Below are 19,224 nucleotides of genomic sequence, written 5' to 3'. Positions count from 1 at the left end.
TCACTTGAGTAACTTGTGTTCGACGAGCTTCTTGCGCAGCGTGTTGCGGTTCAGGCCCAGCCATTCGGCAGCTCGGGACTGGTTCTGCTGCGCCTGCTCCATCACGACATCGAGCAAGGGTTTTTCAACCGCCCTGATCAGCATGTCGTACATGCCGCCCGGTTCGGTGCCATGCAGGTCGCGGAAATAGGTCTCCAGATTGGCACGCACGCATTCGTCGATGGTCTTGTTGCTCATTCAGCGTTTTCCAGTAAGGCTTGATCCATGTGGTCGGGTCCGACACGGCGGTTCGCTGCCAAACGGTCCATCGCGGCGCCCAGCGCATCAAAAAAAACGGCCACTGCCTGAACCTGCTGCTCACAGTCGTCGATGGCCAGCATGCGGCTGCGGAACGCGTCGCCGCCGGGCAGTTCGCGGACATACCAGGCAATGTGCTTTCGAGCCGAGCGCACACCGGTATAGGCACCGTACAGGCTGTAGTGATCGTGCAGGTGCTCCAACAGCGCGCGGCGCACCTCGGCCACCAGTGGCGGCGCCAACAGCTCCCCTGTGTTCAGAAAGTGGTTGATCTCGCGAAAGATCCAGGGGCGGCCCTGCGCCGCGCGGCCGACCATGACGGCGTCGGCGCCCGTGGCCTGCAGCACCGCCCGAGCCTTGTGCGGCGAGTCGATGTCGCCGTTGGCCACCACCGGCACCCGCAACGCGGCCTTCACGGCGGCAATGGTTTCGTATTCCGCCTCGCCTTTGTAGCCCTGCTCGCGCGTGCGCCCGTGCACCGTCACGAGCGCCACGCCAGCCGACTCGGCGGCACGCGCCAGTCGCACCGCATTCTTCTCGCTCTGGCACCAGCCGGTGCGCATTTTCAGCGTCACCGGTACGCCTTGCGCAGCGCAGGCCGCGACCACCGCCTCGATGATCGAGAGCGCCAAAGGCTCGTCCTGCATCAGGGCAGAACCGGCCCACTTGTTGCAGACCTTCTTGGCCGGGCAGCCCATGTTGATGTCGATGATCTGCGCGCCCCGGTCGATGTTGAAGGCCGCGGCCTCGGCCATCATCGGTGCGTCGGTGCCGGCGATCTGCACCGCGATCGGCCCGGGCTCGCCGTCGTGGTTGGCGCGCCGCGACGTCTTCAGCGTGTGCCAGAGGTCGCGTCGTGAGGTCACCATCTCGCTGACCGCATGGCCGGCACCGAACTCCCGGCACAACTGGCGGAACGGCCGGTCCGTGACGCCCGCCATCGGCGCGACAAACACGTTGTTCGGCAGGACATGCGGTCCGATGTTCATTGGCGCGTGCAGGCAGGAAAGGGGGGAAAGGGCTGGGGCGGCGAGGTTCGGTGACGGAATTGTATATGCCCAATTTTTCAGCAATTGAAATGCGGGCCGGCACGCCATCTCGGCTTCGAGGGCGCCACCGCTACACTGACCTCCATGGAAGCCTGGCTGCAACACCTTCTCACCCAGCTTGCCCTGCCCGAGTACGGCCTGAGCACGGTGTTCGTGGTCGCATTCGTTTCGGCCACCCTGCTGCCGATGGGCTCCGAACCGGCCGTCTTCGGGCTGGTCAAGCTCAACCCCGACCTGTTCTGGTCCGCCGTGCTGGTGGCCACCGCCGGCAATACCCTGGGCGGTGCACTGACCTGGTGGATGGGCCTGGGCGCCCACGAAGTCGTCGACAAATACCGTCACTCGGCCACGCACATCAAGGCGCTGGAGTGGCTGGAGAAGCTCGGCCCCAAGGCCTGCCTGCTGGCCTGGCTGCCCGCAGTGGGCGATCCGCTGTGCGCGGTGGCCGGCTGGCTCAAGCTGCCGTTCTGGCCCTGCTTGGCCTACATGGCCGTCGGCAAGTTGGCGCGCTACGTGATCATGACCGCCAGTCTGCTCTGGGTCTTCCCGGGCAAGCTGCCGATGATCGGATGACGCTATCTTTTATGTAGCATTCAGTGACCATCCGACGCCGGGAACCGTCGGAAAATCGCCTGAAACCATGCTGAAGAGCGCTTCACAAGGGTCTTCGAAATGCCGGCACAGCCCGGATCGGCCGCTCAGACGTTGAACAGGAAGTTGAGCACGTCGCCGTCCTTGACCACGTACTCCTTGCCTTCCGAGCGCATCTTGCCGGCCTCCTTGGCGCCATGCTCGCCCTTGTGGGCGATGTACTCGTCAAAAGCGATGGTCTGGGCGCGGATGAAGCCGCGCTCGAAGTCGCCGTGGATCACGCCGGCCGCCTGCGGTGCGGTGTCGCCAATATGGATGGTCCAGGCGCGCACCTCCTTTACGCCGGCAGTGAAGTAGGTCTGCAGGCCCAGCAGCTTGAAGGCGGCACGGATCAGGCGGTTCAGACCGGGTTCGTCCTGGCCCATCTCGTGCAGGAACAGGGCGCGGTCCTCGTCGCTCATGTCGGCCATGTCGGCTTCCATCTTGGCGCAGATGGCCACCACGGGCGCATTCTGCGTGGCGGCGTATTCGTTCAGGCGGTCCAGGAAAGGATTGTTCTCGAAGCCGGTCTCGCTCACGTTGCCGACGAACATGGCCGGCTTGGCCGTGATCAGGCACAGCGGCTTGAGAATGACAAGTTCGTCCTTCGACAAATCCATCGTCCGCACCGGCTGGCCTTGGTTGAGCACAGCCTGCACCTTGGTCAGCACCGCCACCAGTTTGGCGGCGTCTTTGTCGTTACCCGATTTGGCGGCCTTGATGCTGCGCTGCAGAGTCTTGTCCACCGTGCCGAGGTCGGCCAGGCAGAGCTCGGTCTGGATCACTTCGATGTCGGAGATCGGGTCCACCTTGCCGGCGACGTGAATCACGTTGTCGTCTTCAAAGCAGCGCACCACGTTGACGATGGCGTCGGTCTCGCGGATGTGCGCCAGGAACTGGTTGCCCAGACCCTCGCCCTGGCTGGCGCCCGCGACCAGGCCGGCAATGTCGACGAACTCGACGATGGCCGGCACGATGCGCTCAGGGTGGATGATGGCGGCCAGCTGCTGCAGACGAGGGTCGGGCACTTCCACCACGCCCGTGTTGGGCTCGATGGTGCAGAAGGGATAGTTTTCGGCGGCGATGCCGGCTTTGGTCAGCGCGTTGAAGAGGGTGGACTTGCCGACGTTGGGCAGGCCCACGATGCCGCATTGGAGGCTCATGTCAGGGCTTTCGGAGAATCTGGGGTGAACCGGGCATTTTACCGGCGGTGCCTCCTGGCATGCCGACCTTGGTCGGCCTCGCGCGCCGGGAGGCTCGGGGCCTCAATCGAAACGGAAGTTCGCGCCCACGGACTGGCCGACGCGCAGCAGCTGCCCGTCACCCTTCAGCACAATGGCGTTCATCCCGAAGGTGACGGCACCATTGAGGCGGCTGTCGCGCCGGTACGCCTGCAAGGTATTCCCCACCGCAGGCTCGGATTCGGCCGTGGCCGGGTCGATATTGGGGATCGGGCAGCGGGCACAGGGCTTGACCGGCTTCAGTTCGGCCACGCCCGCCTCGGTCGCGATGCGCAGCACCTCCAGCCGATCCTCGTCGTGCGCCTGCACCCCTCTGAGCACCAGGTTGGGCCGGAACCGGTCCATCTCGACGCGGCGGTGGCCGGTTGCCTGCAGGCGCCCATTGAGATCGTCCAGCGAAGCCTCGCTGGTCACCAGCACCGGAAAGCCATCGCTGAACTGGTTCGGCGCCTCGATGCCGCCCGTCCACTTCAGGCTGGACAGGCGCCGGTGCGCCGGATCGAAGCGCACCAGCCGCAGCGGCTGGCCCAGGAAATCGCTGAACCATTGCGCCGCGACCGCGCCCATGTCGTAAGCCGGAACCTCGTCGTCCCAGACGCGCACCCGCACCGGCTGCTCGACCGCATCGATCGCCAGGTGCAGCGCCAGCATGCCGGGCGCGCGAAGGATGATCTCGTAGGTCTTGAGCTGGGGCCGGATCAGCGCCATGCGCGGCAGCTCGCGCTGGCTCACGAATTCACCCTGCGCGTCCACCACCATCCAGGCCCGGTCCAGGTCGAGCCCGGCCTCGGTCAGCACCGCTTCGTTGACCGGCACGCCGGAACAGGACTTGACCGGGTAGACCACGAGGGCGGCAATGGTGGCGGTGACGTCTGGATCGGCTTGGCTCACGGGCAGGACCTTGCGGGGACGGGAGGGTGGGCAGCCTGGCGGCCGCAGGAAACCCGATTCTGCCCTGCCTCCTACAATCCCCCGCATGGCAAACACCTATGACATCTGCATCCGCGGCGCCGGCATCGTCGGGCGCACGCTGGCGCTGTTGCTGGCCCGGGAACGGCTGCGCGTGGCACTCGTGGCCCCGGCCGGCAGCGCCACGGTCAACGCCAGCGGGCATGGCGATGTGCGCGCGTACGCCCTGAATGCCGCATCCCGGGCCGTGCTCGAATCTCTGCGCTGCTGGCCCCCGGAGGTTTCGGCCACCCCGGTGCTGCGCATGGACGTGCAGGGTGACGACGGTGGGTCGGTGCGGTTCGACGCCAGCGAACAGGGCAGCGCGGCATTGACCTGGATCGTCGACGTTCCGGCGCTGGAAGGGCAACTGGCGGACGCGGTGCGTTTCCAGCCGCTCATCGAAGTGATGGACGTCCCGGCCGAAGCCGCGCTGACCGTGGTCTGCGAAGGCAAGTCGAGCCGCACCCGCGCCGAGTTCGGCGTGGATTTCAACGTCAAACCTTACGGACAGCACGCCATCGCGACCCGCCTGTCGACCGAAAGACCCCACGGCCAGACCGCCTGGCAATGGTTTTCCAAAGGCGAAATCCTGGCTTTTCTCCCTTTGGGCGGTCCGCACGGGAACTCCGTGGCCGTTGTCTGGTCTGTTCCTCATGAACGCGTACCCGATCTGCTTGCCGCCAGCCCGGAGGATTTCGCCCTGATGCTGGAGAACGCCAGCCACCACACGCTGGGCCGGCTCACGCTGCAGGGCGAACGCGCCAGCTGGCCGCTGCAGCTGGCGCGGGCCGCCCGCTGGGTGGGCCCGGGCTGGGCATTGGCCGGCGATGCCGCCCACACCGTGCACCCGCTGTCGGGGCAAGGCCTGAACCTGGGCCTGGCGGACGTCGCCGCACTGTCGCAGGTCCTGCAGGCTCGCGAAGACTGGCGCAGCCCTGGCGACCTGAAGCTGCTGCGACGCTACGAACGCGCCCGACAGGCTGATGTACTTTCCACCGGTCTTGCCACCGACGGGCTGCAACAGCTGTTTTCGCTGGCCGGCGGCCCAGCCCAAGCCCTGCGCAACTGGGGCATGAGCAGCTTTGACCGCAGCGGCCCGCTGAAGGGCTGGGTGGCGCGACGGGCCATGGGCACGCCATCCGGCATCTGAACCGAACCCCAACGGACCTTCCATGAAACACGCACTGAAAGCCATCCTGTCCCTCGCTGCCCTGGCCGTCGCCTGCGGCGCCTTCGCGCAGGAGGCCGCGATCCGCAAGAATCTCAGCGAGCGCATCCCGCAGCTGCCGAAAATCGACGAAATCACCAAGTCGCCCATGCCCGGCCTGTACGAGGTGCGCATCAACGGCACGGACATCGTCTACACCGATGCCGAGGGCAATTTTCTGATCCAGGGCAACCTGATCGACACCAAGCAGCGGCGCAATCTGACCGAGGAGCGCATTGAGAAGCTCACCGCCATCGACTTCAACTCCCTGCCGCTGAAAGACGCTTTCACCATCGTGCGTGGCGACGGCAAACGCAAGCTGGCGGTGTTCGAGGATCCGAATTGCGGGTATTGCAAGCGCTTCGAGGCCGACCTGCAAAAGGTCAACAACGTCACGATCCACATGTTTCTCTACCCCATCCTGAGCAAGGACTCGACCGACAAGTCGAAGAACATCTGGTGCGCCAAGGACAAGGCACGGGCCTGGAACGACTGGATGCTTCGCGACGTGCAACCGGCGGCGGCCAGCTGTGACGCGGCTGCCCTGACGCGCAACGTCGAATTCGGCAAGAAGCACAAGATCACCGGCACGCCGACACTGATCTTCGCCGACGGCTCGCGCGTGCCGGGGGCCATTGGCACCGCGCAGGTGGAAAAGTTCCTCACCGAAGCCAAACCCTGAGCGTCGCCACACCGAAGGCGTGCGCCCCGTCCCCGAATCCGCCTGAACGTGCACCACGATCCGACCCGCGCCCTCATTGACGGGCTTGGCTATGCCGGCCTGGCGCCCTTCGTCGGGCTCGCGCTGCTGCTCTGGCTGGTCAGTCCCGACCTGCATCCCTTTGTGGCGCTCGCGCTGGCGGCCTATGGCGCGGCGATCGTGTCGTTTCTCGGCGGCATTCACTGGGGCATCGGCCTGCGTTACGCCACCACCCAGACACCCGGGCACGCCTTTCACCTGGTCTGGGGCGTCGTGCCCTCCCTGCTGGCCTGGGTGTCGATGCTGATGCCCGCCTATGCGGGATTGCCGCTGCTGGGCCTGGTTCTGGTGGCCTGCTACGCCGTGGACCGCAAGACCTGGGCCGATGCCGGTCTGGCGCACTGGTTGCCGCTGCGCTGGCGGTTGACGGTGGTGGCCACCTTGAGTTGCGTGTTCGGCGCCGCCGGAACCTGATCCCCCAAACAATTGGCCGGCCGCCGATGGCCGGCAGGGTCAGGCGGTCTCGGCTATTCTTGCCAGCACGATGCCCAGCCCACACAAGACCCGCGCCCCGGTTCACTACCGGGTCGAGATGCCCGACCTGCACACCCACCTGTACCAGGTCACCCTCACGGTGCCCGAACCCGACGCGCTGCAGCGCCTGACGCTGCCGGCCTGGATTCCGGGCAGCTACCTGATCCGCGAGTTTGCGAAGAACCTGCAAGGCCTGCAGGCTCGCCAGGGACGCCGTGCCCTGGAGGTGCTGCAGACCGGCAAGAGCAGCTGGGAGGTGGCCTGCAAGGCCGGGCAGCCGCTTCAGCTGGCGTACACCGTGTACGCCAACGACGCGTCGGTGCGCACCGCCTGGCTGGAGCCCTCCCGCGGCTTCTTCAATGGCACCAGCCTGTGTCTGCGCGCCGAGGGGCATACGCAAGGCCCGCATGCGCTGGAGATTCGCGCGCCCAAGGCCCGGCCGGCCTGGTCAGTGGCCACGGGTCTGACGGCGCTCCTGGTCAACGCGCAGGGCTTCGGCACCTACCAGGCGGCGGACTACGACGAATTGGCCGACTGTCCTTTTGAGCTGGGCGCGTTCTGGAGCGGCACCTTCAAGGCCTGCGGCGTGCCACACCGATTCGTCGTCTCCGGCGCCACGCCGGCATTCGATGGCGCGCGCCTGCTGGCCGATACGAAGAAAATCTGCGAAACGTCCATCCGTTTCTGGCATGGCGGCCGAAAGCCGCCGCACAAGTCCTACGTGTTCATGCTCAATGCCGTGGACGACAGCTACGGCGGCCTGGAACACCGCAACTCCACCGCGCTCATCTGCGGCCGGCGCGACCTGCCCCGCCTGGGGGAAGCCAAGACCAGCGATGGCTACACCACCCTGCTGGGGCTGATCAGCCACGAGTACTTCCACACCTGGAACGTCAAGCGCCTGCGGCCGGCCGAGTTCACGCGCTACGACTACGCGCAGGAAAACTACACCCGGCTGCTCTGGTTCTTCGAGGGGTTCACCAGCTACTACGACGACCTGCTGCTGCGCCGCGCCGGCCTGATCGACGACGCGCTCTACCTGAAACTGCTGAACAAGACCCTCAACCAGGTGCTGCAGACGCCGGGTCGCGCCGTGCAATCGGTGGCGCAGGCCAGCTTTGACGCCTGGGTGAAGTACTATCGCCAGGACGAGAACACCCCCAACGCCACCGTCAGCTACTACACCAAGGGCGCGCTGGTGGCGCTGTGCCTGGACCTCACGCTACGCCAGGAGGGCCACACCTCGCTGGACGCCGTGATGCGTGCGCTGTGGACACGCTGCCAGGCCGGGCCGATGCAGGAGGACGACCTCTTGGCCGTGCTGGCCGAGCTCGGCGGGCGCGACTTCAGCCGCGAGCTGGCCGACTGGGTGCATGGCACCTCCGACTTGCCGCTCAAGGCGCTGCTAGAGCGACACGGCGTCGGTGTCCACGAGGATGCCGCGCAGCCGGCGCAGCGATTGGGCCTGCGCGTCGCCGAAACGGCGGGCATTCAGGTCAAGGTGGTGCTGCGGGGCGGGGCCGCCGAACGCGCAGGCTTTGCGGCGGGTGACGAATGGCTGGCCGTGGCGGCTGAGGGCGACCCCGGCGACGGCTGGCGCCTGCACAAGCTGGAGGATCTGGCGCTCTACGCCGGCCCGCAGCGCAAACTGACTGCCCTGGTGGCGCGGGACAAGCGCCTGCTGCGGCTGCCGCTGGAGCTGCCGGAACACGCGACCACCTGGCGGCTTGCCCTGCGCGATGCCGCAGCGGTCGCAAGTTGGCTAGAGGACGCCGCCTGAGGGACTCTCAGAAGTGCTATTGAAATGAAGTAATCGATTTCTGTTTCGAGACCCGGCCGCAGTGGCGCATCCTGCATCGTACTTCCGCAGGGAGTTCTGAAGCCTTGGCAAGCACGTTGGCGATTGCTTGGCAGATGCTTGATCGCATGATGCGTCGCGACGTCACAAGGCCCGAAGGTTCGCTCTTGGGTTGGTACTGGCGGAACAATAAGATCGTGTTCTCGTTGCTGCCGCGTTGCTTGGGTTGACAGTTATCGCGGACATAAAGGCTCGCACCCACCAAGGTGGACAGGCGAGCAAACTCACCGGAGCTGTCAGCAGTGACACTGTGCACATCCAATTCGTGGTCGTGTAGCAGGGCAGGCCGGGTTTTGCGGGCAGGTCGACCCGGCCTCGAGGCACCGGCCCCATGCCGGCCCACAGCCTGGGCACGCTGTCGGGCTGCGCCGGGCTCGCCGAGTGCAGCGCTGGCAGGCAGCCGTCCCCGATCACCATCAGCCGCGGTTGGATGGTCCGCATGCTGTGGCTCAGCACCGCGCCACGCTGCTTGGGGTTGAGCATGCCGGCGACCGCGCCGAGCTTGGCCACCGCCGCCACACATGCCAACAATTCCGGACAGTTCTCGAACAACAGCCCGACCGTGTCGCCCGGGCCCACCCCATGAGTCTTCAATACATGTGCAATGCGGTTGGCCCAGGCGTTGACGTCGCGGTAGCTCCAGCGCTGGCCTTCGAACAGCAGGCAGTCCTTGTCGGGGACGTTCTCGGCCTGGTGTTCCAGTATCGAACCGATCGACTGGTGGCTGTCCGGTGTCAGCGCGTAGACCTTCAGCGTCGCCCACAGCGAACTGATGGCCGAAGGCAGCAGACCCAGCGCGGCGCGGCCGAAATCCAGCAGCCCGATCCGATCGTGATGGGTTTCCATGGCTGGATTTTGCGTTCAGTCCAGTTTGAGGGAAATCAACGGATCAGACACAACGCCGTCCAGGCAGCCTTCGCGGCCGCATTGGGAAACGAATTGCGTACGCGAGGCAACAGACGAATCCGTTCATCTGGCGAATGATGAGATTCGAGGGAAGGGGCGTTGCCTCTTCCTGGGGGCCTAGCGCTCCGTCACCGGCTTCAAAGAAAGGGCAAAAATGCGCTACCAGTTTCTTGTGTTCTGGATGTTTTTCGCATCCGCAACGTCGGCCATCGCCCAGGTGAGCGTTGGCATCGGCATCGGGCTTCCTGGCCTGAGCATCGGGATCAACCTGCCGGCCTATCCCGACATGGTCCCGGTGCCCGGCTACCCAGTCTATTACGCGCCACGCCTGAGTTCGAATTTCTTCTTCTACGATGGCATGTACTGGGTGTACCAGGGCGACAACTGGTATGCAAGCTCCTGGTACAACGGGCCATGGGGCATGGTGGGCCCGGAGTCTGTGCCGTTGTTCGTGCTGCGTATCCCGGTCCGCTACTACCGGTCCCCTCCCCCCTACTTCTACGGTTGGCAGCCCGATGGCCCGCCACGCTGGGGCGAGCACTGGGGCCGCGGATGGGAGCAACAGCGAAGTGGATGGGACCGCTGGAACCGCAGCTCTGCGCCCGCGCCCGCACCGCTTCCGGTTTACCAGCGCCAGTATTCAGGCGATCGGTATCCCCAGCATCAGCAGCAGCAACAGATTCACAACCAGAATTACCGCTACCAGCCGCGTGACGATGACGTGAGACAGCGGTACCAGGAAGAGTCTCGGCAAAGGGGTCCCGCGCCTTCCACGCGGGGACAACCGGGCGCTTCACAGGAGCGCTACCCGGTGCACCAGGAAGGGCAGCGTGCCAGCCCGCAACAGCCGATCCAGCAGAGCCCACGCGCCCAGCCTGCGCAAAGGGGCGGTGAAGAGTTGCAGAAGTCAGCCCCAGCCCACCCCCCGTCGCAACCCGCAGGGCCGGCCGTGCACGATCAGAGACAGCAGCCCCAGCAGGGCGCCGCTCAACGCGAGCAGCAGGCACCTCGGTCAAACCCGGAAAACGCGCCGAAAGGCAAGGGTGCATCCCAGGAGAACAGGCAAGGACAAGGTCAGGAAAAGGGCCGCGACAAGGACGAAGAACGAGGACAGGGTCGGCCGTGAGGCAGGGAGACTGGCCGGCGCATGACGTTTGATCGCAGAGTTGACAGCTGTGGCATACGCCCGGAACCAGCGCTTCTACGGCGGGGGTCAGTGATCCTCGGGGGCCGGTGCTGCCGTGCGCCCATCGATTGATGCAGATCAATGCGCGGGCTGTGCCAGCAGACAACCCTGCCACCAGCTTGACCCATATCAATATCCCCCCCCCCGGGCAGGCGCACATTGCATGAGACCGTTCTGGTTCCGGCGACCGACACCGCATCAAGCGTCGAACATCCGGGCAGGACGCCCTATCAATCAACGAAGGAGTATCAGGATGACAACGAAGCTGTTCACCGCTGTGATGGGCACGGCCTTGCTGGCCCTGGCGGGCTGCCAATCCACCCAGGACAAGACGCCTGCGGATACCCTGGTGGCCACGTTCACCAGCGCCGCACCCAACATGGCGGCCGGGGCCTCCGATCCGGTCTGGGCCAGCGCCAAGCCGTTGTCGGCCGCGCTGACGGGTGGCGTCAACTTCGGCGCCAAGCCGGGCGACAAGGGCGAATCCACCGTCACCCTGAAGGCCGCCTACACCGCCGACATGCTCTACATGCTGATCCAGTACAAGGATCCGACCAACTCGGTGCGCCGCGGCCCCTACCAGAAGCAGGCCGACGGCTCCTGGAAGAAGCTCAAGGATCCTGCGGACAAGGGCGGCGACGACAACGTCTATTACGAAGACAAATGGGCCATGCTCTGGCCGACCAACGAGGCGACAGCCAAGCAGTTCGACAAAGAAGGTTGCGCCATGGCCTGCCACGAAGGACAAACCAAGCCCTACGGCAACAAGTACACCAACACGCCGGGCCAGATCCTGGACATGTGGCACATGAAGGGGCAGCGAACCGGTCCGCTGGGCTTCGTCGACGACCAGTACACCGACGACACACGCTATGACGCCAAGACGGCTCCGAACGCCGGCCGCAAGGGCGACCCCGGCCCGCAGGGCGGCGAGTACACCAATATCGCGCTCGTCAACGGCAAGCCGGCGTTCATGGGCCGTGACGCCAAAGCCGCCAATGCCGGCGGCACGTATTACATCAAGAAGGGCGAGGAAGTCGCGTTCGACGACAGCAAGTTCAAGGCGGGCGACGAGGTGGCCTCGATCATCATCAACCCGTTGACCGGAACCGACCGCGGTGATGTTCGGACGGTAAACACCTATGCGAACGGCATGCACACCTCGGTGGTCAGCCGCAAGCTGGTGACCGGCAGCAAGTTCGACGTGCAGTTTGCCAACCTGGGCGCACGCTACGGATTCGGTTTTGCCGCGTTTGACAACGCGCAGGTCCGCCACGCCACGTCGGACGAGCCGATGTACCTGGTGTTCGGCAAGAAGTAAGCGAGAACGGCGTCCGGTCGGACGCCTCTTTTCAGAAGGCTGGTCTCGCGATCAGCCTTTTTTCATGCACCGGCGAAACCTGTTGCGGACCTCCCTGCCTTTGGCACGGAGCCTCTCGCCAGGAACGGGCAAGCGGATCAGACCTGTTCGCAGACCTGCCGACCGAAGGCTTCGACCTGCTGCCAGTCGGTGAACTCAATCACCGCGTTGGGGTCGGTCGGGCCCTTGGTCATCCACATGATCAGGCGGATCATGAAACGGTCGAACGGCCGGTAGCGGGGATAGTCGAGCTTGCCCGCGAATACCGCCAGATACGTAGGTTTCCAGGCAATCTGCCCCAGGAACTTGCGCAGGTAGGGGTTGGTGTCCGGGCGGTTCTTCTCGGGCTTTCGCGCGACGATGTTCACCGAGAAGAGCGCTCCCGCTGTGCGCTCCAGCACCGGCTGGTGGCGGGCGATGAACTGCGCCACCTGCGGCTGGTGCTTGCCGTAGCGGATGCTGGCGCCAAGCACGATGCGGTCGAATCCGTTCAGGTCGAGCGCTTCGGCGTCTGCCAGTGGCACCACGGTGACAGCATGGCCCTGGCCTTCGATCACGTGCTGCAGCCGCGCGCAGATGCGCGGGGTGTGCCCGTCGGTCGTGGAATAGGCAATCAGGAAGCGGCTCATGCCCGTGCTCCTGTCACTGCGCTTGTTCCCGGCCGGCGTGCACTCTCAGTCGTCCGCCAGCGCTTCCGCCTTGAAGTTGCTGGCCAGCTGCTGCTGCGTCTGGGCCGGCACCTGCGCATAGTGCGAGAAGGTGATGCTGTAGGAGCCCTTGCCGCCGGTGAGCGACTTCAGCCGGCCCTGGTATTCGTCCAGCTCGGCCAGAGGAATCAGGGCGCTGATGGATACGTTGCCATCGGCGCGCGGCTGCGTCCCGGTGACCTGGCCGCGCTTGCTCGCGAGGTCGCCGGTCAGGTCGCCGATCGACGCCTCGGGCGAGAGCACTTCGATATTGACCAGCGGCTCCAGCACCATGGGCTTGGCCAGGCGAATGGCGTCAATGGTGGCCTTGCGTCCGGCCGAGACGAAGGCAATGTCCTTCCCATCCACCGCGTGCGTCTTGCCGTCATAGACCGTGACGCGGATATCGTGCACCGGGAAGCCCGCCACCACACCGTCGGCCAGCGCCTGGCGCACGCCCTTTTCGACGGCGGCCATGAACACGCCCGGAATGGCGCCACCCTTGACGACGTCGACGAACTCGAAACCGGCGCCACGCTCCAGCGGCTCCACGCGCAGCATCACCTCGCCGAACTGCCCGGCGCCGCCGCTTTGCTTCTTGTGACGGCAATGACCTTCGGCGTTGGCCGTGATGGTTTCGCGGTAGGCGATCTGCGGTGCATGGGTGTCGAGCTCCAGCTTGAACTGCTGCTGCATGCGGGCCATCTTGGCGCGCAGGTGCATCTCGCCCAGACCGCGGATCACCGTCTCGTTGGTGCCGGGATGGCGCTCGACCTTGAAACAGGGGTCTTCCAGCTCCAGCTTGTGCAGGATCTCGAACAGCCGCTGCTCGTCGCCCTTGCGCCGCGTCTCCACCGCCAGCCCTTGCATGGGCTGGGGAAACGCCAGCGGCTTCAGATGGATGTGGTCTTCGTCGTGCGAGTCGTGCAGCACGCTGTCGAACTCGATCTCCTCGACCTTGGCCACCGCACCGATGTCGCCCGGCACCAGCGCGGGCACCTCCACGTAGTCCTTGCCCTGCAGCCGGTACAGGTGCGCCACCTTGAAGGGCCGCTTGGCCGAACCGACGAACAGCTGCCCGTCACGGCGCACCGTGCCCTGATGCACCCGGAACACCCCCATCTTGCCGATGAACGGGTCCATCACCACCTTGAACACATGCGCCAGCACGTGCAGGCTGTCGTCAGGCTGGGCTGCAAAGGCCTCGGGCTCCTGGCCGGGCTCGCCCCGGTAGAAAGGCGGCGGATTGCCTTCGGCCGGGTTGGGCGCCAGTTTGGCCAGCGCGTCGAGCAGTTGCGGCACGCCGGCGCCGGTGCGCGACGACACGAACAGGATGGGTATCAGGTGCCCGGCGCGAAGCGCTTTCTCGAAGGGCGCATGCAATTCGTCCAGGCTGGGGTCGGCGCCGTCTTCGAGGTAGCGCGCCATCAGGCTGTCGTCTTCCTCGATGATCTGGTCGATCAGGGCACGGTGTGCGGCCGAAACGGATTCGAAATCGCTCTCGCCGTCATCGTGGCCCAGCAGTTCGACCACTTCCTCGCCATGATGCACGGGCAGGTCGAGCAACAGGCACTGCTTGCCGAAGCGTTCGCGGATGTCGGCCACCAGCGCAGGCAGGTCCACGTTGTCGGCGTCGATCTTGTTGATCACGATCATGCGGCACAGGCCACGTTCACCGGCCAGATTGAACATGCGCTCGGTGGAGAGTTCGATGCCGGTCTGCGCATTGATCACCACCAGCGCGGTGTCCACGGCGGCCAGCGCCCCAATGGCCTGGCCGGCGAAGTCGGGGTAGCCGGGGGTGTCCACGACATGAATCTGCGTGCCGGCCCAGTCCACGCTGACCAGCGCCGATTGCAGCGAATGGCCGAGATCTTTTTCAACGGGATCGAAATCGCAGACGGTGTTGCCTTTTTCAACCGAACCGCGGGTCGTGATGGCGCCGGTGGCGGCCAGCAGGCTCTCCGCCAGCGTGGTCTTGCCGGCGGCGCCGTGGCCGACCAGGGCAACGGAGCGAATTTTGGCGCTGAGGTCTTGGCTCATTGAAGTCCCTATGGATATGTTTGGCAGCCCCGCCGCCGGGGCCGCCGCCGCGCATTGCGCGCAGGGCCCGGGGGCAGGAAAGAACGGAGGCATGGCGTGACGGAATCACAGCCCTGTATCTTACCCCTGCGTACGGGAGGGATTCAGCCTGCCGCCCGGTCCGTCACGCTCGACGGGTTCCGGCAAACTGCCGGGATGCATAAGTCCAGATCATGCGCGACGCGTCCGGCCCTTTCGGATCGCTGTAGCCCACGCCGGGCGCGCCACCGCTCCAGGCGTGACCCAGACCCTGGATCAGGCAAAGGGTCGCGACCAGCCGACCGCCAGCCCGATAGTCCGTGACCGTCGCGGCATAGCGTTTGCCGCGCTGCACCGTGCGCTGCGCACCTGCCACGGCACCTTCCCGCGCCGCCCACAGCCCTGCCGCCTCGGCCCCGTTTCCAGCAGCCACGATCGGGTCGGCAGTGCCCTGAATCACCAGCAAGGGCGGGAGGTGCTGGCCGGGCGCCAGGGGTTCGAGCGGAACTGCCGCCCTGCGCCCGCGCATGGCACCGAGCGCGGTGGCTGAGGAATGGGCAATGCCGGGCGCAATGCCCGAGTGCATCACGATGGCCCGATAGTGCTCGGGCTGACGCACAGCCATCAGTGCCGCCATGCTGGCGCCCGCAGAGAGCCCGGCCAGCGCGATTCGGGCTGGGTCGACCGGCTGTGACTGGCAGACCCGTTCGATCATTGCACCCAGGGCGTCAGCCTCCCGCTGGGCACGCCCGGCCCGCGTGTCGTACCAGTTCCAGCAGCCTTGCAGGTTCGCGAAACGCTCCTGCATGGGGTACAGAACCAGAAAGCGCTCGCGCGCAGCGATCTGGTTCATCCGGCTGCTGACGGCCAACGCCTCCGCATCCTGGCTGCAGCCATGCAGCATCACCAGTATCGGCAAGCGCTCAGAGCGAAGCACGCCGGGCGGCTTGTACAGCCTGTAGCCCATGGCACCCACGGTCATGCTCCGGCTCCAGCCGGTTGTTGCGTCCGTAAGTTTCGGTGCGGCCTTTGGCCGCGCTGGCCTGGGCCTGGAAAGCAGGGGTTTCGCGCGACGCGCCCTGGCGGGGACAGGCGTCACTTGGAGCGCCTGCGCCATCGCCTTCGAGCCCGCACGCACGGCGGTGCGCGTCATGGCGCCCAGCGCGCGCTGAAAGGAACGGCTGAGCAGAGGGTTGCGGAATGATCGGGCCATGATGATTGGGTGGAGCAGTCGGGGAAGGGCGGGGAAAGCCGGCAACGGGCTGCCCGCCGCCCACGCGAGGTTTCGCGGGATTGTCCCGGGCCTGACCTCTGGCGTCGGTGTGACACCCCACCCATGGACGTGAATCCAGGGACAAGCAGAACCTGAGTGCGCCTGCCCTGCGCTGACGACAGAAAGCCCCAGCCATTTAGAGCCACTGCCCCAATCGGATGCTTCTGTTTGCGACCGCACAGAAGGCGCGGCAGCCGGCTCCTAGGATGACCGTGTGGGTTCTCAATGGGCTCACAGGTCCCGAAAATCTCATCCCTATCAAGGAACAACCATGAACAAGAATCAAGTCCACGGCGCTGTCAAGGATCTCGCCGGCAAAGTCCAGGAAGAGGCCGGAAAACTGGTGGGCAACAAGACCCAGGAAGCCAAGGGTCTGCAAAAGCAGGTTGCCGGCAAGGCGGAAGTCCATCTGGGCGATGTCAAGGAAGCCGTCAAGGATGCCAAGGAAACCGTGAAGAGCGCCGGCGGCAAGCTGTAACGCTGCGCCCGTGAACCCTCAGCAGGGTGGCCGCCGCAAGGTGCTGCCCTGTTGCCTTTTCCGGACCGATGAAGCCTTGCGCGAGGTCACGCCAGGGCCGGTTCAGGCGCTCAGGAACTCTCCCACCGGTTTCAGATCGTCCACCCGCTCGCAGATGGCCTTGATGACCACCAGGATCGGGACCCCGAGCAGCAACCCCCAGACGCCCCAGAGCCAGCCCCAGGCCAGAACCCCTACGAAGACGGCCACCGGGCTCATCTTGTTGGCGCGGCTGGTCAGCCAGGGCGTCAGCAGGAAGGCCTCGATGAAGTGGATGAGCAGGGACGCCCCGCTCACCAGCAGCGCCATCTCCAGCGTGCCGAATTGCAGGAAGGCCATCAACGCCGAGCCGGATGCCACGATCACGCTGCCGATATAGGGCACCAGATCCAGCACGCCCGCGGCGATGCCCCACACCGCCGCGTTCTCCAGCCCGAGCGCCAGAAAGCTCAGCCAGGTCGCCAGACCCACCAGCACGCTGGTGAACAGCTGCACGAGCATGTAGCGCTGGATCTGGTCGTGAATCTGGTTGAGCGCCTGTAAGGTGACCTTCTTGCGGCTCAGGGTCGGGCCGGCCAGTTTGACCATCTTGCGCCTGAAGCGGTCGCCCGACGCCATCAGGAAGAAGGCGATCAGCGCCATCATGCCGAGCTGGCCCAGCATGGTCATGAGGCCCATGCTGCCGGTCCACAGATGATCCTTGATGTCGAACTTCGGTTTTTCGATCTGCACGCGCTGCACGCCCCGGGCGGTCGGCGTGGGTCGGTTGCTTTCCTCGGCCGCCTGCTCGATCTGCGCCGCGGCCTTCTGGACGGAGGCCAGGGTGTTGTCCGGCGTCCCGGGCCGGACCCGCACGGCGTCGCGCAGCTTCTGCGCGGCGGCAGGCAGCGACTCGACCAGCCGGCTTGCATCGTCGCTCAGCGAGTAGCCGGTGGCGCCGATTCCGGCCAGAACACCCAGGATGAGCAATGCAGCGCTAACCGCCCGGGGAATCCGGCGCAGCTGCAGCCAGTCCACCACCGGCGACAACGCATAGCTACCCAGCAGGCCGACCAGCACCGGGATGAAGACGACGCTGGCCCAGCGCAACATGAAGACGCTGGCAACGGTGGCCAGAATCACCAGTGAGGCGCTTCGCACATCCACCGGCAGTTGCAGCACCAAAGGGGGATTTCCGCCAACCGGCGGCAGGGCCGTGGACGAGAGGGGGGGCTCTTGCGGTGTTTCGCGATCCGTCATGTCCGACTCCTGTTGGGCCTGGGGACGAGGGTGTGTCACGGGCAGGCGAATGGGGATGGCTTGCTGCCCGACCGGACGCCGCGCGCCACGCTGCAACGCAGGCGGGCCTCGGCCTGCGTGGCTTCGGCGAGACGGCGCGACTCGCCGCGCTGCACAGCGCCCTGGAGGACGTCAAGAAAGAGCAGGAGCAAGGCCAGCACGGCCAGCATCCCCAGGCCGACCGAGCCGGCTGGCGAGCGCACCCGGTGCAGCCACCGGGATCGGGAACGCGCACGAATGACCGGGTCCGTCGAGACGCTCGCGACAGTTGGGTCTGTCAGGTCGGGTGTCGGTGGCCTGTGGAACATGGAGCGCTACGCAATGGATCTGAAGGGGGCAGGCCACGAACACCGGTCGGTTCGCGGAACCTGCATGGTGCGGATGCCGGTGCGCCCGCTGATCCTGCGATTGGACCCAAGGCCAGCCCCGCTGTCTGTGTTCCGGCCCACATAGACCCAACGGCCGCCCCCCCGGGTTCGCCGGCCGATGAACCTGCTGGATGCCATCGGATCCAACGCGGGCATTTCGCCGGCGTTCCCGGTTGGGTCTTACACTCGGCAGCCACGGCTGCGCGATTTCCTGCGACGGTTTTCTGCTGCCAGTGTGTGCTTCAAGACCTGTATGAATGGCGGGTGCGCGACGTGCGGGTGATGTCCAGTCAGTCAGGATGACAATGAAACGAGTAGATGATTTCCGCTTGAAGTTTGGCAAACAGGAACTGGTGCCAATCATGGTGGGTGGCATGGGCGTCGATATTTCGACGGCCGAACTGGCGCTGGAGACGGCCCGCCTGGGCGGCATCGGCCACATTTCCGACGCGATGGTGACCGACGTGTCGGACCGGCGCTTCGACACCAGTTTCGTCAAGGACAAGACCAAGTTCTACAAATACAACATCGACAACGCCGACAAGTCGGGCGTGAAGTTCGACCTGGGCCACGTGGCCGAGGCCACCCGGCTGCACGTCGGCCGGACCATGGAAGCCAAACGCGGCGACGGCATGGTCTTCGTCAACTGCATGGAAAAGCTCACCATGAACGCGCCGGCCGACACGCTACGCGTGCGCCTGGCCTCGTCACTGGACGCGGGCGTGGACGGCATCACGCTGAGCGCCGGCCTGCACCTCGGCTCGTTTGCCCTGATGGAAGACCACCCGCGATTTCGCGATGCCAAGCTGGGCATCATCGTCTCATCGGTGCGCGCGCTGCAGCTGTTCCTGCGCAAGAACGCGCGGCTGAACCGTCTGCCCGATTTCGTCGTGATCGAGGGTCCGCTGGCCGGAGGCCACCTGGGCTTCGGCCTGGACTGGGCGCAATACGACCTGCAGACCATCGTCACCGAGATTGCCGCCTGGATGAAGCAGGAAAACCTGGACATCCCGCTAATCGCCGCCGGCGGCATCTTCACCGGCAGCGATGCGGTGGGTTTTCTGGAAAACGGCGCCGCCGCGGTGCAGGTGGCCACGCGTTTCACCGTGACCGATGAATGCG

19 protein-coding genes are annotated in these 19,224 nt (G+C 65.6%); 9 read left to right on the top strand and 10 right to left on the bottom strand.

Annotated elements, in window-relative coordinates:
• Nucleotides 1-237: a Fis family transcriptional regulator gene (locus ACMUOY_RS11515; RefSeq protein ID WP_413892866.1), complete on the bottom strand. Its 237-nt coding sequence runs from the start codon at nt 235-237 to the stop codon at nt 1-3.
• Complete coding sequence (gene dusB, locus ACMUOY_RS11510; protein ID WP_413892865.1) at nt 234-1,286, bottom strand: tRNA dihydrouridine synthase DusB; 1,053 nt, start codon at nt 1,284-1,286, stop codon at nt 234-236. Before dusB ends, ACMUOY_RS11515 begins: the two co-directional genes overlap by 4 nt.
• 144 nt (nt 1,287-1,430) lie before the next feature.
• On the opposite strand from dusB, the gene ACMUOY_RS11505 reads away from it, so the two are divergent.
• Nucleotides 1,431-1,919: a YqaA family protein gene (locus tag ACMUOY_RS11505; protein WP_413892864.1), complete on the top strand. Its 489-nt coding sequence runs from the start codon at nt 1,431-1,433 to the stop codon at nt 1,917-1,919.
• A gap of 125 nt (nt 1,920-2,044) precedes the next feature.
• On the opposite strand, the gene ychF is transcribed toward ACMUOY_RS11505, so the two are convergent.
• Both ychF and ACMUOY_RS11495 read right to left on the bottom strand, forming a co-directional pair.
• Nucleotides 2,045-3,139: a redox-regulated ATPase YchF gene (gene ychF, locus ACMUOY_RS11500; RefSeq protein WP_413892863.1), complete on the bottom strand. Its 1,095-nt coding sequence runs from the start codon at nt 3,137-3,139 to the stop codon at nt 2,045-2,047.
• A gap of 102 nt (nt 3,140-3,241) precedes the next feature.
• The gene (locus ACMUOY_RS11495) at nt 3,242-4,108 is read right to left on the bottom strand and encodes an MOSC domain-containing protein (RefSeq protein WP_413892862.1); all 867 of its coding nucleotides are present in this window, start codon (nt 4,106-4,108) and stop codon (nt 3,242-3,244) included.
• Nucleotides 4,109-4,193: 85 nt separating this feature from the next.
• On the opposite strand from ACMUOY_RS11495, the gene ACMUOY_RS11490 reads away from it, so the two are divergent.
• The 4 genes from ACMUOY_RS11490 (at nt 4,194) to ACMUOY_RS11475 (ending at nt 8,389) form a co-directional block, all read left to right on the top strand.
• Nucleotides 4,194-5,318 carry an FAD-dependent monooxygenase gene (locus tag ACMUOY_RS11490; RefSeq protein WP_413892861.1) on the top strand — a complete coding sequence of 375 codons (1,125 nt, stop codon included), beginning with the start codon at nt 4,194-4,196 and terminating at the stop codon, nt 5,316-5,318.
• Between the two features lie 22 nt (nt 5,319-5,340).
• Nucleotides 5,341-6,057, top strand: coding sequence for a DsbC family protein (locus tag ACMUOY_RS11485; protein ID WP_413892860.1), 717 nt, complete (start codon nt 5,341-5,343; stop codon nt 6,055-6,057).
• A 48-nt stretch (nt 6,058-6,105) separates the two neighbouring features.
• The gene (locus tag ACMUOY_RS11480) at nt 6,106-6,549 is read left to right on the top strand and encodes a DUF3429 domain-containing protein (protein ID WP_413892859.1); all 444 of its coding nucleotides are present in this window, start codon (nt 6,106-6,108) and stop codon (nt 6,547-6,549) included.
• 70 nt (nt 6,550-6,619) lie between these two features.
• Nucleotides 6,620-8,389: a M61 family metallopeptidase gene (locus tag ACMUOY_RS11475; protein WP_413892858.1), complete on the top strand. Its 1,770-nt coding sequence runs from the start codon at nt 6,620-6,622 to the stop codon at nt 8,387-8,389.
• Nucleotides 8,390-8,551: 162 nt separating this feature from the next.
• On the opposite strand, the gene ACMUOY_RS11470 is transcribed toward ACMUOY_RS11475, so the two are convergent.
• Nucleotides 8,552-9,313: an AMP-binding protein gene (locus ACMUOY_RS11470; protein WP_413892857.1), complete on the bottom strand. Its 762-nt coding sequence runs from the start codon at nt 9,311-9,313 to the stop codon at nt 8,552-8,554.
• Nucleotides 9,314-9,527: 214 nt separating this feature from the next.
• Between ACMUOY_RS11470 and ACMUOY_RS11465 the strand changes: the two genes are divergently transcribed.
• Complete coding sequence (locus ACMUOY_RS11465) at nt 9,528-10,499, top strand: hypothetical protein (RefSeq protein ID WP_413892856.1); 972 nt, start codon at nt 9,528-9,530, stop codon at nt 10,497-10,499.
• Between the two features lie 313 nt (nt 10,500-10,812).
• A complete protein-coding gene (locus ACMUOY_RS11460; protein ID WP_413892855.1) occupies nt 10,813-11,880 on the top strand; it encodes an ethylbenzene dehydrogenase-related protein in 1,068 nt (355 codons plus the stop codon).
• A gap of 137 nt (nt 11,881-12,017) precedes the next feature.
• Here ACMUOY_RS11460 and hemG read toward each other — a convergent pair whose 3' ends face one another.
• From hemG to ACMUOY_RS11445, 3 genes are all read right to left on the bottom strand, one after another.
• Nucleotides 12,018-12,548 carry a menaquinone-dependent protoporphyrinogen IX dehydrogenase gene (gene hemG / locus ACMUOY_RS11455; protein ID WP_413892854.1) on the bottom strand — a complete coding sequence of 177 codons (531 nt, stop codon included), beginning with the start codon at nt 12,546-12,548 and terminating at the stop codon, nt 12,018-12,020.
• A 45-nt stretch (nt 12,549-12,593) separates the two neighbouring features.
• Nucleotides 12,594-14,648 (bottom strand): elongation factor G, encoded by a 2,055-nt coding sequence (gene fusA / locus ACMUOY_RS11450; protein ID WP_413892853.1) that lies wholly within the window; start codon nt 14,646-14,648, stop codon nt 12,594-12,596.
• Between the two features lie 163 nt (nt 14,649-14,811).
• Nucleotides 14,812-15,648 carry an alpha/beta hydrolase family esterase gene (locus ACMUOY_RS11445; protein ID WP_413892852.1) on the bottom strand — a complete coding sequence of 279 codons (837 nt, stop codon included), beginning with the start codon at nt 15,646-15,648 and terminating at the stop codon, nt 14,812-14,814.
• A 562-nt stretch (nt 15,649-16,210) separates the two neighbouring features.
• On the opposite strand from ACMUOY_RS11445, the gene ACMUOY_RS11440 reads away from it, so the two are divergent.
• Complete coding sequence (locus ACMUOY_RS11440) at nt 16,211-16,417, top strand: CsbD family protein (RefSeq protein WP_413892851.1); 207 nt, start codon at nt 16,211-16,213, stop codon at nt 16,415-16,417.
• A 102-nt stretch (nt 16,418-16,519) separates the two neighbouring features.
• On the opposite strand, the gene ACMUOY_RS11435 is transcribed toward ACMUOY_RS11440, so the two are convergent.
• Together ACMUOY_RS11435 and ACMUOY_RS11430 are read right to left on the bottom strand one after the other, a co-directional pair.
• Complete coding sequence (locus ACMUOY_RS11435) at nt 16,520-17,695, bottom strand: AI-2E family transporter (protein ID WP_413892850.1); 1,176 nt, start codon at nt 17,693-17,695, stop codon at nt 16,520-16,522.
• Between the two features lie 35 nt (nt 17,696-17,730).
• On the bottom strand, nt 17,731-17,937 hold the full coding sequence (locus ACMUOY_RS11430) for a hypothetical protein (protein WP_413892849.1): 207 nt from the start codon (nt 17,935-17,937) through the stop codon (nt 17,731-17,733).
• A 470-nt stretch (nt 17,938-18,407) separates the two neighbouring features.
• On the opposite strand from ACMUOY_RS11430, the gene ACMUOY_RS11425 reads away from it, so the two are divergent.
• Nucleotides 18,408-19,224: nitronate monooxygenase (locus ACMUOY_RS11425; protein ID WP_413892848.1), on the top strand; the 817-nt coding region annotated here is incomplete at its 3' end.

Origin of the sequence: Candidatus Skiveiella danica (genome assembly GCF_022705245.1) — a bacterium.
GTDB classification, from domain to species: Bacteria; Pseudomonadota; Gammaproteobacteria; order Burkholderiales; family Burkholderiaceae_C; genus Skiveiella; species Skiveiella danica.
The sequence above is the reverse complement of the archived record's forward strand: the minus strand, read 5'-3'. Positions and strand labels throughout refer to the sequence as shown.